12 protein-coding genes are annotated in these 15954 nt (G+C 70.8%); 5 read left to right on the forward strand and 7 right to left on the reverse strand.

Features of this window, described 5'->3' with window-relative positions; translation table 11 throughout:
• Nucleotides 1–17: 17 nt before the first annotated feature.
• From FB453_RS34185 to folE, 4 genes are all read left to right on the forward strand, one after another.
• Nucleotides 18–155 (forward strand): hypothetical protein, encoded by a 138-nt coding sequence (locus FB453_RS34185; RefSeq protein ID WP_167362448.1) that lies wholly within the window; start codon nt 18–20, stop codon nt 153–155.
• Nucleotides 156–255: 100 nt separating this feature from the next.
• Complete coding sequence (hpt, locus tag FB453_RS11550) at nt 256–831, forward strand: hypoxanthine phosphoribosyltransferase (RefSeq protein ID WP_112582849.1); 576 nt, start codon at nt 256–258, stop codon at nt 829–831.
• 530 nt (nt 832–1361) lie between these two features.
• On the forward strand, nt 1362–3380 hold the full coding sequence (gene ftsH / locus FB453_RS11555) for an ATP-dependent zinc metalloprotease FtsH (RefSeq protein WP_091403269.1): 2019 nt from the start codon (nt 1362–1364) through the stop codon (nt 3378–3380).
• Nucleotides 3381–3415: 35 nt separating this feature from the next.
• Nucleotides 3416–4081: a GTP cyclohydrolase I FolE gene (folE, locus tag FB453_RS11560; RefSeq protein ID WP_030328001.1), complete on the forward strand. Its 666-nt coding sequence runs from the start codon at nt 3416–3418 to the stop codon at nt 4079–4081.
• Between the two features lie 68 nt (nt 4082–4149).
• Here the strand turns inward: folE and FB453_RS11565 are convergent, their stop codons facing one another.
• Both FB453_RS11565 and FB453_RS11570 read right to left on the reverse strand, forming a co-directional pair.
• On the reverse strand, nt 4150–4884 hold the full coding sequence (locus tag FB453_RS11565; RefSeq protein WP_486480239.1) for a hypothetical protein: 735 nt from the start codon (nt 4882–4884) through the stop codon (nt 4150–4152).
• A 13-nt stretch (nt 4885–4897) separates the two neighbouring features.
• Entirely contained in the window at nt 4898–7459 is a 2562-nt protein-coding gene (locus FB453_RS11570; protein WP_145789774.1) for an FtsK/SpoIIIE domain-containing protein, read from the reverse strand.
• A gap of 195 nt (nt 7460–7654) precedes the next feature.
• On the opposite strand from FB453_RS11570, the gene FB453_RS11575 reads away from it, so the two are divergent.
• On the forward strand, nt 7655–8218 hold the full coding sequence (locus tag FB453_RS11575) for a hypothetical protein (RefSeq protein ID WP_145790354.1): 564 nt from the start codon (nt 7655–7657) through the stop codon (nt 8216–8218).
• A 2-nt stretch (nt 8219–8220) separates the two neighbouring features.
• Here the strand turns inward: FB453_RS11575 and FB453_RS11580 are convergent, their stop codons facing one another.
• Genes FB453_RS11580 through FB453_RS11600 form a run of 5 tightly spaced genes read right to left on the reverse strand, consistent with a single transcriptional unit; the run spans nt 8221 to nt 15951 of the window.
• The gene (locus FB453_RS11580; protein ID WP_145789776.1) at nt 8221–8820 is read right to left on the reverse strand and encodes a hypothetical protein; all 600 of its coding nucleotides are present in this window, start codon (nt 8818–8820) and stop codon (nt 8221–8223) included.
• A gap of 13 nt (nt 8821–8833) precedes the next feature.
• Complete coding sequence (locus tag FB453_RS11585) at nt 8834–10012, reverse strand: M23 family metallopeptidase (protein WP_145789778.1); 1179 nt, start codon at nt 10010–10012, stop codon at nt 8834–8836.
• On the reverse strand, nt 10009–10566 hold the full coding sequence (locus tag FB453_RS11590; RefSeq protein ID WP_145789781.1) for a hypothetical protein: 558 nt from the start codon (nt 10564–10566) through the stop codon (nt 10009–10011). The genes FB453_RS11585 and FB453_RS11590 overlap by 4 nt, the downstream gene beginning before the upstream one ends.
• Entirely contained in the window at nt 10563–12518 is a 1956-nt protein-coding gene (locus FB453_RS11595; RefSeq protein WP_145789783.1) for an MFS transporter, read from the reverse strand. The genes FB453_RS11590 and FB453_RS11595 overlap by 4 nt, the downstream gene beginning before the upstream one ends.
• A 1-nt stretch (nt 12519) precedes the next feature.
• Nucleotides 12520–15951, reverse strand: a complete 3432-nt coding sequence (locus tag FB453_RS11600) for an ATP-binding protein (protein ID WP_145789787.1) — start codon at nt 15949–15951, stop codon at nt 12520–12522.
• Between the last annotated feature and the right edge of the window lie 3 nt (nt 15952–15954).

Raw genomic sequence — 15954 nt, forward strand, 5'->3', positions numbered from 1 at the left:
CGAAAGCGAGCGCCGCCATGGAGTTCCTGTTCATCCTCCTGTTCCTCGTCCTCCTCGCCGCCGCCTCGGCGGCCGGCCTCACCGCCGACAGCCACGATTCGGCCGACTGGAAGCCGAGCGACGATGGCCGCCGCTGGCGGTCACGTACCAATTGATGTGATTAGCGTTATTTGCGCAGAAAATCCTCGGCGGGACCGCGCCAAAAGGTGCGGCCCCGCCGACGGAGGCCATCCGACGTACGGCAGGCTAGGAGTCATGGCTGACGGCTCCTGGTACGACGCCGACATCGACCACGTGATCATCTCCGAGGCGCAGATCCGCGAGAAGACGGCGGAGCTGGCCAAGCAGGTCTCCGCCGACTACGCCCACGTGGGCGACGGGCTGCTGCTGGTGTGCGTACTCAAGGGCGCGGTGATGTTCATGGCGGACTTCGCCCGGGCGCTGGGCCGCAACGGCCCGCCGGCGGAGCTCGACTTCATGGCCATCTCGTCCTACGGCCAGGGCACCACCTCCTCCGGGGTGGTCCGCATCCTCAAGGATCTGGACCGGGACATCGCCGGTCGGCACGTGGTCGTCGTCGAGGACATCGTCGACTCCGGGCTCACGCTCTCCTGGCTGCTGCGCTACCTCGAGTCGCGCTCGGCGGCGAGCGTCGAGGTGGTCGCCCTGTTCCGCAAGCCGGACGCGGTGAAGGTGCCGGTTCCGGTGAAGTACGTCGGCTTCGACATCCCCACCGAGTTCGTGGTCGGGTACGGTCTCGACTTCGCTGAGCGCTACCGGGAGCTGCCGTACGTCGGGGTGCTCAAGCCCGAGGTCTACGCCCGCTCCTGACGCCGGGCCCGACCCATCGCGACGGCCCGCCGGTCGACATGAGCCCGAATTGCATCGGCATCCATCAAGCCGACGTTCAGCGCGCTCTCAGCTGATGCGGTTACCGTGTAGCACGGTGGCCCGGAGGTTTCTCCGCGCTCGACCCTCTCGATCGCGTGACCGGGCGCTCGGGTGGCCGAGCCGGACTCCCCGCCACGCCGGCTTCCACCCGGACTCGCCGTACGTTGGCTGCGGGGCTGGTGGGCCTGCCCACGGTGCGTGTCGTCGATGTCGAAGGCGCGCAGAGTGCGGAGGCTCGCAGGTTCGCTGCTGGCGTACACGGTCTTTTGATGGTGCACGACTGCGGGGCTCGCAAGCTCACTCCTCGCGTACACGGTGTACCGTCGAATGACCGCGGCGCGGTAGTTTTCGCGCCTCGGGGTCGAGGCCGGCCCGCACGGCGGCTCCGGCTGCCGCTCAACGCGGCGACACCATCAGACGGTCAGGACGTCGATCAGGAGGATGCGGGCGCTCCGGCGCTCGACAACAGTATGGAACGTACGCGTTTCTTCCGCCGACCGGTGGTCTGGATCATCCTGGTCATCCTCGGCGCCGTTGTGCTCAGTCAGCTGTTCACCAGTGGTCCCAGCTACCACCGCGTGGACACTTCCGTTGCGCTCGATCAACTGCACACCGCCAAGATCAACAAGGTGGTCTTCCAGGACAAGGAGCAGACGCTCCAGCTGGACCTGGCCCAGAAGACCAAGTTCGGTAAGACCGAGACCAACAAGATCGAGGCCCAGTTCCCGTACCAGGCTGGCGACCAGATCTGGAACGAGGTGCTGGACGCCAAGGCGAACAACCGGGTCACCGGCCCGGCCGACGCCAAGGTCTCCTCGGACAGCATCTGGGTGAGCCTGCTGGTAAACCTGCTGCCGATCGCGCTGCTCGTGCTCCTGCTGCTGTTCTTCATGTCGCAGATGCAGGGCGGCGGCTCCCGGGTGCTCAACTTCGGCAAGTCCAAGGCCAAGATGATCACCAAGGACACTCCGAAGACGACCTTCGCGGACGTCGCGGGTGCCGAGGAGGCCGTCGAAGAGCTGTACGAGATCAAGGACTTCCTGCAGAACCCGGCCAAGTACCAGGCCCTGGGCGCCAAGATCCCGAAGGGCGTGCTGCTGTTCGGCCCGCCCGGCACCGGCAAGACGCTGCTGGCCCGCGCGGTCGCCGGCGAGGCCGGGGTGCCCTTCTACTCCATCTCCGGCTCCGACTTCGTCGAGATGTTCGTCGGCGTCGGCGCCAGCCGGGTCCGTGACCTGTTCGAGCAGGCCAAGACGAACGCCCCGGCGATCGTCTTCGTCGACGAGATCGACGCCGTCGGCCGGCACCGTGGCGCCGGCATGGGCGGCGGCCACGACGAGCGGGAGCAGACGCTCAACCAGCTGCTCGTCGAGATGGACGGCTTCGACACCAAGGGCGGGGTCATCCTGATCGCGGCCACCAACCGGCCGGACATCCTCGATCCGGCGCTGCTGCGCCCGGGCCGGTTCGACAGGCAGATCCCGGTGGACGCCCCCGACATGGAGGGCCGCAAGGCCATCCTGCGGGTGCACGCCAAGGGCAAGCCGTTCACGCCGGACGTCGACCTCGACGCGGTGGCCCGTCGTACGCCGGGTTTCAGCGGCGCCGACCTGGCCAACGTGATCAACGAGTCGGCCCTGCTCACCGCTCGTAAGGAGCAGCGGGCGATCTCCAACGACTCGCTGGAAGAGTCGATCGACCGGGTGGTCGCCGGTCCGCAGCGACGGACCCGCGTGATGAGCGACAACGAAAAGAAGATCACCGCGTACCACGAGGGTGGGCACGCGCTGGTCGCCTGGGCGCTGCCGCACGCCGCGCCGGTGCACAAGGTGACGATCCTGTCCCGTGGCCGCTCGCTGGGCCACACCCTGGTGCTCCCGACCGAAGACAAGTACACCCAGACGCGCGCCGAAATGATCGACACCCTGGCGTACGCGCTGGGCGGTCGGGCCGCCGAGGAACTGGTCTTCCACGAGCCGACCACCGGTGCCGGCAACGACATCGAGAAGGCCACCCAACTGGCCCGCGCGATGATCACCCAGTACGGAATGAGCTCCAAGCTCGGCGCGATCAAGTACGGCACCAGCGGGGACGAGCCGTTCCTCGGCCGCAACATGGGCCACGAGCGGGACTACTCGGACTCGGTGGCCGCCGAGATCGACGGCGAGATGCGGGCACTGGTCGAGCTGGCGCACGACGAGGCCTGGGAGATCCTGGTGGAGTACCGGGACGTCCTGGACAACATCGTGCTCGAGCTGATGGAGAAGGAAACCCTCTCCACGGCCGACATGGCGCGGATCTGCTCCCGGGTGGTCAAGCGCCCGCCGCTGGCGCCGTACAACGGCTTCGGCAAGCGCCAGCCCTCCACCGAGCCGCCCGTGCTCACCCCTGCGGAGAAGGACAAGCTCAAGGCGCAGGCCGAGGCCGACGGCGCGCAGGCGTCGGTCGGCGGCGGTGCGCCGTCCAACAACTCGGACGGCACGCACTGAGCAACGACCCGACGGCCAGCTCCCCCCACCGGGAGCTGGCCGTCTCCGCGACCGAACCCGACGGCGACGACGAGCTGGACTACGTGGCCGCGCGGCTGATCAGCGGCAAGCTGACCGGCCGCCCCGTCGAGGACGCCGTCGACCTGGGCCGGATCGAGAAGGCAGTCCGCGAGATCCTGATCGCGGTCGGCGAGGACCCGGACCGCGACGGACTCCAGCAGACCCCGGCCCGGGTCGCCCGTGCGTACGCCGAACTCTTCGCCGGCCTGCGGGTCGACCCGGCCCAGGTGCTCAGCACCACCTTCGAGGCCAACCACGAAGAGCTGGTCATCGTCCGGGACATCGACGTGATGAGCCTCTGTGAGCACCACCTGCTGCCCTTCCGGGGCAGCGCGCACATCGGCTACATCCCGGGCCCCGATGGGCGGATCACCGGCCTGTCCAAGCTGGCCCGACTCGTCGAGGTCTTCGCCCGTCGTCCGCAGGTGCAGGAGCGGCTCACGTCGCAGGTCGCCGACCTGCTGATGAGCAAACTCGCACCACGCGGCGTCGTCGTCGTGCTCGAATGCGAACACATGTGCATGGCGATGCGCGGCATCCAGAAATCCGGTGCCAAGACCATCACGTCGGCCGTACGCGGCATCCTGCAGACGGACTCCAAGTCGCGGGCCGAGGCGATGGCGCTGATCATCCCCCGCTGACACCCGATGCACGACGGCCGGCCGCCCCCTCCGGGGCTGCCGGCCGCTGCGTTCCCGCAGAGTGTCCGTCAGCCGGCGAGCAGGGCCAGCAGCAGGCCGGCCGTGGCCAGCACCGCCGGCACCAGACACACCAACGCGCCGAAACGCACCGTACGGTCCAGCCGCTCGGTGGGGCTGGCCCGGAACAACCGCCCAATGCCGATCCAACCGGCGACAAACGCGACCGCCGGCATCGGCAGCCCGCAGATCAACGCCGCCACGGTGGCCGGTCCCACCCCCGTCGCCGCCAGAACCACCACCTGGATCAGCGGCACCAGCAGCGCGAACGGCCCGTACACCAGGAGATTGCGCGCTCGCGCGGGCCAGGACCCGGGCCGGATCCGGCGGCGCGCCGCCAGCGCCGCGTCCGCCGCCTCGGCCCAACCACGCGCGGTCCGCAGCGCCGCCAGCACCGCCGCCGGGCCACCCGCCATCGACCGGGCCGCCTCGGTCAGCTCCGGCGGTGACGGCACCAGGGAGATCGCCGGTACGCCCAACTCGCGCAGCCGTTCCTGCTGACTCGCCAGCCCGGTACGGACCACAGTCAACTCCTCCCGGGCGGCCTCCGCCGACCGGGCCTGCTCACCGGCGGCGGCAGCCGCGCCCCGGCGTACCCCGTCCAGCTGGCGGGCGGCCGCAAGATACTCCGTCCAGGCCATGCTGGGATCGACCGCCCGCGGCGTGGCGTCCCCGGTCGCCGCAGCTGCCCGCTGCCGCCCCGGCCCGGTCACCGTCGCGATCGGATCCACCTCGACACCCTCCACGCGCGCCACCTGATCAGCCGGCCTCGTCGGCGAACGGCACCAGGACGGTGCCCCGCTCGTCCGGGCCGTCCCAGAGCACCGCCCGGTCGGGGCGCACCTGCCACTCGACCGGCCGACCGAAGACCGCTGTGAGCTGCGCGACCGGCACGTCCAGCACGGCCACCGCTGCCAGCTTGTCGACCTCGCCAGACGGCTCGAACAACGCGGCGAACGGCGGAACCGCACGCCACCAGCCCAGCAGATGCCTCCCCGCCGGAGGCCCGTCCCGCAGGAGCGACCGCAACCGGTCCACCGGCAACTCCCGAGGACCCGGCCGATCCAGCCCGAAGACCACCAGGTACGTGGGCAGTTCGTCGGCCGCGTCCGCGAGCAGCGTTGGCAGATCCACCAACTGGGCCGAATGCCGGGTCGCCAGATCGGCGGTCAACGCCTCCGCCAGGGCCCGGGCGCCCGGATCCGGTGCCGCCACCAGGAAGCGGGCACTGCCCGGTGCGTGGTGAGCCGACGTGCTCCGCGCCGCCGTCGCCAACAGGCCGCCCGCCGCGGTGCCCGAGCCCAACACCGCGAGGTTGCGCCCGGCCGCCGGACCCAGCGGCACCGCGACCGTCGAGCGGGCCACGTCCACCGCCCGGCCCAGCAGAGCCGCCGGTCCGTGTGCCTGTCCCGCCAGGGCCGCCCGGTGACGCGGATCGTTGCCCAGCAGCGGCCGGGCGTAACCCGCGAAGACCACCGGCGGCACCGACCCGGCCGGACGGGCCGCCCACAACTCGTGCCGCAGCTTCTCCACGGCCTCCGGATGATCCTGCGGGTCCGGGTGACGGATCAACCGTTCGTGACCCCGGATCGCACCCCGTGGGCCGCCGAGCCCGCCGGCCGTGTTCACCACCGCGCTGCCCACCGGCAGACCGGCCGCCGAGTCGTTCGTCGGCTCCAACACCGGACTGCCACCCGGCAGCGCCACCCGTACCGGAAACTGCCCGAGCACCGAATCCCGATGACCAGCATCCGCGCGCGCACTCAGCCCCAACTCGCCCGCGCCCGCCAGGACCAGGTGCACGCCGTACGCCCGACCCGCCCGGGCCAGCCCGTCCAACTGGGCGGCCACCTCGGCGGCCAGCCGGTCCCGCTCGGCGAAGAGCAGCGGCACATTGTCCACCACACAGACGATCCGCGGCAGCGGCTGGTGCTGACGCAGCTCCGCGAAGCGTTGCCCCCCGGCCCGAGCGCCCGCCTCCGTGCGGCGCTGGACCTCGGCCGTCAACTCGTCCAGCAGATCCCGGACGTACTCCCGGTCGGCGGCCATCGCGGCCGCGCGCACCTGTGGAACCCACGACCGGTCCCGCTCGGTCTGCAAAAACTCCACAAAGGACTCGCCGTCGCCCAGATCCGCCAGGTAGAACGCCAGGTCGTCCGGGCCGTACCGGGCAGCCAGGCCCAGCAGCGCGGTGGTCAGGAACGCCGCCCGGCCGGCTGCGGACCGGCCACTCACCAGCCAGTGCGGGGTCAACTCGGTGAAGCCCAGCGGCACCGACCGGCCCCCGGCATCGCCGACGGTCGTGGTCAGCCCCTCGGCCGAGGCCGATTCCCACAGTCGCTCACCCGTCGGCGGCAGCAGAGCACCCAACGCCAACCGGGAACCCGCCTCCACCTGCTCGGCGAGCCGCCGACAGACCGCGTCGACCAGCTCGGCCGGCGGGTCCGACTCGACGAAGACCGGCGAGTTCAGACCACCCGGCGGATCGGCGCCCGGCCCGGCGAACGACGCCCCCGGCGGATCGCCGAGCAGCGCGTACGCATTCCGCAGCACCAGCGAAGTGGTGTGCGGCAGCGGCGCCCGGGCCGAGTACGGGCCGGCGGGCGGCCAACCCGCCACCACCAGGTGCAGCCCAGCGGCCGGGCCCTGCTCGGCCAACGTCTCGATGCGCGCCAGATCGGTCGGGCCGGTCGACTCCGGCAGCGCGGCCACCACCAGCAACAGCGTCCGATCGTGACGGCGTCGCCCACTCGCCCCCGGCGTCACCCACTGCTCCGCCTCGGTCAGTACCGCGCGCAGACCCGCCACGTCCACCGCCGGCGGCGGTAGCAGGCCAGCATCCGCGAGTGCCCCGAACGGCGTCAGCACCGCTCCGGTGGCATCCACCGCGCGAATCAGCAGGGCACCCGCCGGTGCCGCACCCAACAACCGCAAAAGTACGGCCCGGAGCAACCCCGCAACCCGCGGCTCCCGCGCGTCAGCGTCCACGCTGAGGTGACCTGTGCCGACAAGCGGAACCAACGCGGGGAAACGAGCGTCGTCCAACGGCGCCGCGGTACCGACCCGAACGAACGGCGGCGGACCATCACCGGCCGGCGAGTTTACGGTGAGCGAGTCCAGTGCCGCGCCCGACCAGCCCGGCGCCAGCAGGGCCGCAGCCGTCCGTAGCCGATCAGCCACCTCGTACTGGCGACGCTGATCGGCCGGAGCCGGCCGCGTCTCGTCCAGGATTCCGGCGGCCGCGGTCGCGACGGCCGCCGCCCGACGGTGCAGGGCTGCGGCGCGGTTCGTGCGAGCCTTCGGACCGGCCACCGCGTCCACCCCCTCTACCCGAGGTTGGCAACCCCTCCCCAAGCAGAGACGGTATCCCAGCCGACGGTGCTCCTCCGGGAGGTGCCTCGGCGCTGCGCCGGTGTTGTCGCGGATCTCACCGGTGGGGAGGGGTCCGTCACGATCCGCTGGATCTGAGGCATTGGCTCCGGGGCGTCCAGCCGATAACTTCAGGAGGTGGAATCAGTGCAGCCCCCCGCCGGTTCCCAGGTCTCCCGCGTACCGGCCCAGCGGACACCGTCGGAGCAGCTGCCGCCCGCCCCGGCACCGCCGGCACCGCAGCCGCCACGCCGCCGGATGCGGACGGTGCTCACTGTCGTCGCTGGCGTGCTCGCCCTGCTCTGCGTCGGCGGGGTCGCCACCGCCGTGGTTTGGTACAACCGCGCCTCAACGCCCGACCGCAGCGCACCCGACGTGGTAGTGGACAACTATCTGCGCGCGTTCCTCGTGGATCGCAATGACGTAAGAGCAGACCTTTTCACCTGCGAGAGTCAGGCCGACCTGCAGGCCGTTCGAGACCTCAGAGCTGAGATTGAGCAGCGCGAGTCGAAGTTCGGCGTCGCCGTGCGAGTCAGTTGGGGCCAACTGACTCGCACGCCATCCAGTGAGGGAGAATCGGTCGGCACTACGCTGACCATTTCCGGGTCGGCCGAGGGCGTTGTCCGAAGCAGCCGCCGAGAGGACTGGACGTTCTCTGTCGTGGAGGGTGACGATGGGTGGCGAATCTGCGGCGGCACGGAGGCTAGCTAATGTCACTCAATCCATAAAAGGTGAACCGGAACCTCCAACGTGGTGGGTGACTGACCGCGCCAGGCCCAGCGGTACCATTCCACTTCGGGTGTGACTCGCACGCAAATGTCCCCTTCGGCGCCAGAGTAGGTCTCGGTGACCGCTCGAAGGTCGCGGTGCTCCAGGCCGCCCTCGACGTGCACCACCCGACGACCGGTGACCGCGTCCGCTTCGAAGACCGGTGTGGGGGTCCGGTGTGCCGGGCCGTCCAGCGAGACCAACCGGATGCCCGTGTCCCGGGCGTCGTCCATCCCCGGACGGCTGCCGACCGTCTCCACCCAGACCCGCTCCACCGGCACCAACGGCGCGAACACCTCGACCTGGTCGGCTTCCGCCCGGTACCACTCGTGCTCGGGGATCACCGGCACGTAGGTCCGGGCGCTCTGCACCACCCGGTCGTCCGCGCGCAGGTCCCCGCGCCAACCCATCCCGGGCAGCCCGACCAGCACCCGCCGTCCGCGTAGCTCGACCCGCTCCGTCGCGGGGACGATGGCCAGCGGTCTCGGCGCTTGCGGTGCCCAGTCGGGCTGATCGGCGAACGGGTCGGGCAATGGTCCGGTCATGACCGCAATGGCCTCACTCAGCGGCGCGCAGCGGGGCACCCCGCTCGCGCATGAACGGGACCGGGTTCACCGCGCCGGACGCGTTGCGGTTGTTACGCAGGTGCACCTCGAAATGCAGATGCGGGCCGGAGGAGTTGCCACTGCTGCCGACCTTGCCGATCACCTGACCGGCCGTCACGATCTGATCCTTCTTGACGAAGGGCTGGACCACCATGTGGCAGTACCGGGTGATGTAGCCACCGGCGTGCAGCAGGTCGACGAACCAACCGCAGCCCCCCTTGCCGGGAAAGCCGTCCACGTTGCAGTCCTGTCGGCCGCGGTGGTCCTCGTCGCAGGTCGAGACCAACACTCGACCAGTCGCTGCCGCGCGGATCTCGGTGCCCTTGGCCGCGCCGATGTCGACTCCGTTGTGGCTGGGTCGGCTGGCGGTGCGGAAACCGGAGCCGACTCCGCCGGGGATCGGGGCGGTCCATCCGGAGGCCGCGATCTGGCCGCGCTCGGCCGCGTTGCACACCGCCTTGCCGTTGATCTCGACGGTACGGGCCGCGCCGCCGGCCAGGGCGTCCACGATCCGGCTGGCTAGCTCTTCGTGTTTGGCGTACGCGTCCGGGTATGCGCTGACCTGCACCCGCTGCGCGACCGCGGTGAGCGGTCGGCGTTGCCAACTCTCCACCTTGACGAGCTTCTCGTAGAACTTGCGAGCCGCGTACGCGGGGTTCAACCGCTGGGCGACAGTGCCCCACCCCGGCCGCTGCTGGAACAGGCCCAGCGAGTCGTGGTCCGCGCCAACACCCTCGTGCGGCAGGGCCAGGGACTCGGGTACGCCGCTGTTCGCCAGGTTGCGTAGGGCGGACTCCTGCATCGCGGTGGCGAGGGCGACCACCCAACCTCGCGAGGGCACGCCCATGTCCTGGCCGACCTTGATGATGATCGCGGCATTGCGGACCTGGGTGTCGCCGTACTCGGTGAACCGCGGCAGCTTGCCCGCGACGTTCACCGCTCGGACCGGCCCGCACTCCATGCCCGCCAAGGCATCCACGCCCTCGGCGTCGTCGCCGCCGAGCCCGGTGAGGAAGAACGCCGCGGTGCCGCCGGTACAGCAGAGCAGGAGCAGCATCCCGGTGAGCACCGCGGCGACCACACCGAGCCGGAGGGGCCCGCGCCGAGTTCCGGCGTTACCAACGTCGTTCATGGCCGCTCCCAGTCCAGAACGTCGACCAGCCAACCACCGTCGGCGGTGACCAGCTCCAACCGGAGCCCGCCGGCATCAAGAGGGAGCAGCAACTCGACGAACGTCTCGTTCCGCTCTCGCATGCTTGGGGGACCGATGACCTTCTCGGCGGGCACGCTCTCGGGCTCGGCGCCAGTCAACTTCTCCCTCAGCGCCGGCGTGGAAAGTGGCCGCAGACCAGCCTGCCACTCTTCGGCGGTCATCCCGGGACGGCCCAGCCAGGCCTTGGCGAAGCGTTCGGCGGTCTGTTCGGGCGTGCGGGCGCCGGGCGACGTGACGGGTGACGGCGGGGCCGCGCTGTTGAGTAGACCGTCGTCGCCGGCCGTCGGGTCCACGGTGATGATCGGTCCATCCGGACGGCTACTCAATCCATCCGCTGAATCGGCCGGGTTGGATATCAGCCGGGTCGCCCCGAGCACGCCGACGACCACCACTCCGATCACGAGCGCAACGCCCAAGCGGGACCGCAGCGCCCGAGTGAAGAGGAACTCCAACGCCCGTCGCATGACCGTCACCTCGCTTCTGAGCGCACCCGAGGACCGGTGCGATCCGGTGCTCGCTCCGTGGAGCCCGGGCGGTAGACCACGAACGATGGGTTCTCAGCCGGAACATCCGGCTCGGTCCAGGTCGCTGGCTGTCGGCGTCGAGGTTGCGGGGCGGCTGGGCGGTTCCGACCCCTGCCCTCCTCCGCCGGCGCCTCGTCGGGCCGCTCTCGACCGTCGGGTCGTACCGCGTCTGCGCGTCGGCCCTCGGCCGCAGCGGTCGGTACCGGGGCCGGGTCCTCCCGCCGCGCCTCCGGACGTAGCCGGGTCTGCGTGGCGTCGGGCGACCGTCGACGTCCGCCCACCGGCTCAGCGGTGCCACCCGGCTCGGCTACGTCCAGCCGCGCGGCGGTCCGCATGTCTCGGAAGAACCGGCGGTGCCAAGACCCGGCCGAACTGACCGCTTCGCTGCTGTCCTTGCCGCCGAGTTGCGTGATCCGCCGGTACGGGCGCAGCAGCAGCCATCCGACCACCCCGCAGAGCCAGACCAGCACCACCTGAAGCCAACCCGGCAGGGCAGGGGTACTCATGATCAGATCGACGGCGAACAGGTAGATGGCGGCCCCGGTGCCGAAGATGGCAATGTTGAACACTGCGGCGACCACGGCGTTCGCCAACCGTCGCAGACCGGCGCTGGCCGGCCGGAGCAAACCGATGGTGCCCAGGATGGGTGCCGCGATCACCGCCCACCGGAAGATCAGGAAGCCCAGCAGTACCAGCACTGACGCGGTCAGGTCGAACATCGCGAAGAGCACGGCGGCGAGCACGGCGATGAACCCCGAGCCGATTCGGTCCATGTCGCGGGCACCGGTCAGAAACTCGTACGCCTCCGGGTCTTCGGTTTCGATCTGCTCCGCGACCGTCATCCACTGCTGCTGCTTGGCCTTAATCGTTGCTCCCCGGGTGCCCGGGTTGGCGCGCAGCTTCTCGGCCTCCTCCCAGGAAAACGCCTTAGCGTCGTACAGGGCGGGGCCATACTTGCGGGCGGTCTCGCTATCCGCCGAGCCGAGCACTCCACGGAGCCAGTTGCGATAGAGCATGGCCTCGGTGGCAGTGTCGCTGGCCCGAACGGCCGGCGGCCGGTTGTCCTTGCATGCTTTGGGATCTGGGTCGTCGCACTGATCCGGCGGGGTGTCCTTTGACGCCGGGCCTATGGCGTCGTGTACGACGCCGAGTGAGGTGATCAGGGTTCCGTCGGCGATGTTCGCCGACTTGACCGGCCACGCCGCCAGCGCGGTGACCGCCACCATCACCAGTAGCGCCCACCCTGCCGTCGTCATCGCATTGCTCATGTCCGACTGGCGGGAGCGCCAGAGCAGGTAGAGACCCACCACGCAGAGCGTGACGATCCCGAAGACGCTGAAGACTTTCTGATAGACGGCCTTGGTGGCCTTCTCCACCAGCGGGTCGGCCCAATCCCACATCGAGCGAGGGTCCCAGGCTCGTTCCCGCAGGGCATTCGAGGCACCCACGACCGCTGTAGCGATCATGAGCTCGCCGTTGGCGACCGTGGTGGTGAACTTGTAGTCGGGATGGAGGATGGCGGAGGCACATCCGCCATCCACTCGATACGTGTTGAAGCTGTAACCGCCGTAGCCGTAGTCGCTGTAGATGCCCTTTGGCCCGGGCAGCTTGGAGGAGTCCGGGCGGGAGGCGAACCAGCCGGCGAGGCCCGAGTCCGGAGCGGAGGGTACGGGGGGCTTCCGACACTCGATCTCCCCCTCACCGACCTGCTTCAGCTTCCCCACGCAGGCGCGGAAGTCGGCTTGCCATTCCGGGGTCGTGCAGAGGTCGGCGCGGGCCTGGGCGGTGGGCGGTGCGGCGGCTGCGGCCTCCGCGCCGATCAACGGCCAGGTGAGGGTGGCCCCGGCCAGTACGCCAAGGGCGAGCAGGAATGACGCAGTCCTTGCCCAGGCCCTAGCCATGTCACGCCTCCAGATCCGGCAGGGGGATGCTCGGCAGGACTCCGGCCGCTGCGGCGATCGCGGCGGGCGTCGTGTCGAGGTGGTCCAGCAGCCCTTCGACGTACGAGACGTCGACTCGGACCTTCTGCACCCGGCCGTCGACGTCGCGCATCACGAACTCGCGGAAGCCGAGCCGGCTGGACGAGCTGGTGTCGGCGGCGGAGAGTGAGGCGAGGGTGGCCTCGTACCCGTCGTTGACCGGTACCCGGAGCAGCCGGAGCGCTTCGGAGGCGATCTCGGCGTCCTCGGCGATGCGGCCGACGAAGACGGTGGAGACGAGGTTCTGCACGTCGAGGCCGAGGATGTCGCGGGGGTTCTGGGAGGCGACCAGTGCGGCCAGGTTCCACTTGCGGGAGTCGCGGGCGAGTCGGACCAGGAAGGAGCGCCCGGACCGCCAGCCTTCCATGAAGTGCGCCTCGTCGAGGCCGACGAGCTTGCGGGATGACATTGAGCCGCCGTAGCAGCGCCGGACGGCGAGCCGGTGCGCGGTGTGCAGCATCGGCAGGGCCAGTGCTTCCTCGGCTGACCAGTACTCCCGTTCGATCTTGAGGTCGGGCAACCGTAGCCCGGCCATGGTGATCACGGTGAGTGCCGCGTCGGCGCCGAGCAGGCCTTCCGGCGGTCGGCCGAAGAAGAGCATGGCCAGTGGCATCTCGGCGGTGTCCAGCAGGAGGTTGGCCAGTTCCTTGCCGGCGTCGTCGTCGAGCCGCCCGAGGCAGCTCACCACGTCGTCCAGGGTGGAGGTCTCCTCGGCGGGGACCTGGCGGACGGCGTGCCGGAAGAGGGTGGCGGTCGACGCCTCCCTGGCCACCTGCGGCGGGACGAGCATCATGCAGATGTCCTGGACGAGCATCCGCCGCTCGGCTCGGGCGTTGGAGACGGCGATCTCGAACTCCCGGTCACCGGCGGCCCCGGTGCCGAACTCGGAGCGAAGCGGCGTCGGGATGAGCGAGTAGGGCGCCAGGGTGCCGTGCTCCGAGCCGGTCAGGTTCAACACCCGGGAGTACGGCCGCAGTTCGGGCATCGCGCAGAGGCGGGCCAGCGGGCCGGATGGGTCGAGCAGGGTCACCTGCACACCTCGGCGGGCGGCCAGGTAGCCCAGGGCGCCGAGCAGGGTCGACTTGCCACCGCCCGGTTCGGCGACGAAGACCGCGAGCCCGGAGCGTTCCCGGACCTCCATGGGGAAGTGCAGGTCGAGGAAGACCGGGCGGCGGCAGGTGCCGGCGGTCCGGCCGATCAGGTCGCCCCGCCGGTCGCCCACGTTGGATGCGGCCTGGGGGAGCGCGGCGGCGAGCAACGGCACCGGCATGCGACGCACGTAGCCGGTGTTGGCGATCGGCTCGCCGGGGATGAACTCGCGGGCCAGCCAGTCCTGGTTCTTCGGGTGCTGCAGCGAGATGCGCAGTTCCCGGGAGTAGAGCTGGATGAGCCGGCGGGCCCGCTCCAGGCATTCCTCCCTGGTCCGGCCGCCGACCGCGATCCGGTGCCAGCCGTGCGCACGGGCCGAGTCCACCGGCAGGCCGGTGGTCATCTCGTCGCCGATCACCAGGGCGCGCTTGGCCAGTCGCTCCAGCTCCGGGGGCGCGTCGATGCCGTGTTCGGCGTAGTCGAGCTGCTGCGAGCGGATCATCCGCAGCCGGTGTTCGAGATTGCGGAAGGAGTCGCCGGAGCCGAGGATGTCGACGCGGGTCGAGATTTCCATCGGCCAGGGCAGCCGCTCGTGGAAGTGCAGCCAGGGCTCGTGTCGTTCCGGGATCTCCAGCGGCTCCATCCGGCCTACCGCGAGCACTGCCACGTGCCGCTCCTCGCCGGTCATCCGGTTGACCAGCTTGACCGTCGAGCCGTACGGGGTGCGGTAGCGCTCGACCTGCTCGGTCATGGCGAGCAGGTCGCCGCGCTCCCAGCGCCCGTCGGTGACGGGGGAGAGGGTGCTCGGCGGCGACATACACAGCGCCACCGAGCGGTAGAGCAACCATTCCAGCTCCTGGGCGGTGACCCGCCGGCCGCGCATGCCGAACGCCCCGAGCACCTCGTCGAACTGTTCCACGGTGCGACCCAGCTTGCGGCGTTCCCCATCGGCGGTGCCCCGGCCGAAGGTGCGCAGCAGCCGCTCGGTGAGCGAATCGCCGAGGGAACGCCGGGCGAAGGTGACACCCAGGTAGGTCTGGCCCTCGGCGTGGTTGACCGCCATCAGGTGGCGTTGGGCGGCGACCAGATGGTCGGCCCAGCCGGTGGTGCCGGGGACGTCGGGCAGCGGCGCCGAGGTGTGCGTGTCGATCGTGCGCGCCCACTCGTCGGCGGGGAACGGCCGGGTGGTGCGGCGCAGGTGCAGTCGGAAGCCGGCCAGGCCGGCGTACTGCTCGGAGATCGCCGACAGCAGCGCCTCGCGTTCGGCGTCCGGCCGGAACGCCCAGCGGACCTCGGGCAGCCAGTACCAGGCGGTGACGGTGTTCGGAGTGAAGGTGAGGTGCCCGGCGATCTCGGTGATGGCCAGTTCGACAGACGGATCCCGATCCCCGAATTTGATCTTTGGAGCGCGAACCCGGGTCGGCTTGATCGGTCGGTCCGGACGGCTCGCCGTGCGCTGTCGGGGTGCGGCGATCTCCTTGCCGGTGCTCCTGGGCCGATCCGAGTCGGTGGCCCGGCGCGGCGCGCGTTCGAGAGCTGGCCGATCCGCAGCCGTGATCATGGCCGGCTGCTCCGAGGTGGCCGTGGACCGGCCGGCCGTGGCCGTCGGCTGGGGCGCTTGAGCTGCCGGTCGGGCCGGCGACGTCGCTGCGGGGTGGCCGCCCGGCGCGGTGCTGGCGGGTCGGCGGACGGGGCTCGCGGTCGCCTGCGGCCCGCCGCCGGTGGACGGGTCGGGCTCGTCCGGCGGACGCAGCATCGGCCGTCGATCGCCGGCCTGGTGCGGCACCCGGGACTCGCTGGCCGGGTGGCCGCCTCCGTGTCGTGGCTCGACGGGTCGGCCACCGTTGCCCGGCGGGTCGGCCGGCGTCCACGGTGGCTCGAGCTCGGGAACCGCGCGGGCCGGTGCCGGGCTGGCGGCGGGTGGCGGCTGATGCGGGATCGCCGGCTGCTCGCGGGTGCTCGGGCCGGCGGTGACGGCTCGTGGCGAGGCGGGTCGTCCCCCGCCGCCGAAGAGGTCCAGGAAGGGAGAGTCGATGTCGGCGTTCTCGCCGGCCGACACGGCGGTGGGCTCGGCCGGTGGCGTCCGGCGGGGAATCGGCCGGGGCGCCTGGAACACGCCGACGGCACCGTGGCCGGGCGACGTCACCAACGCGGGGTCGAGGGCAACCTCGCCCTCGTCCTCCGTGTAGTCGAATGAGTGCGTACGGTGACCGGCTGGTGCGCCCGGGCGGCCGGCCGGGGAGCCCGGCGTGGAGGAGCGGCTCATGCG

The organism is Micromonospora sp. CNZ322 (genome assembly GCF_007827755.1).

Bases quoted from the DNA above. Each gene is read 5' to 3' on its own strand.
- FB453_RS34185 (WP_167362448.1), top strand. From the start codon at position 18: ATGGAGTTCCTGTTCATCCTCCTGTTCCTCGTCCTCCTCGCCGCCGCC.
- hpt (WP_112582849.1), top strand. From the start codon at position 256: ATGGCTGACGGCTCCTGGTACGACGCCGACATCGACCACGTGATCATC.
- ftsH (WP_091403269.1), top strand. From the start codon at position 1,362: ATGGAACGTACGCGTTTCTTCCGCCGACCGGTGGTCTGGATCATCCTG.
- FB453_RS11580 (WP_145789776.1), bottom strand. From the start codon at position 8,820: ATGACCGGACCATTGCCCGACCCGTTCGCCGATCAGCCCGACTGGGCA.
- FB453_RS11585 (WP_145789778.1), bottom strand. From the start codon at position 10,012: ATGAACGACGTTGGTAACGCCGGAACTCGGCGCGGGCCCCTCCGGCTC.
- FB453_RS11595 (WP_145789783.1), bottom strand. From the start codon at position 12,518: ATGGCTAGGGCCTGGGCAAGGACTGCGTCATTCCTGCTCGCCCTTGGC.
- FB453_RS11600 (WP_145789787.1), bottom strand. From the start codon at position 15,951: ATGAGCCGCTCCTCCACGCCGGGCTCCCCGGCCGGCCGCCCGGGCGCA.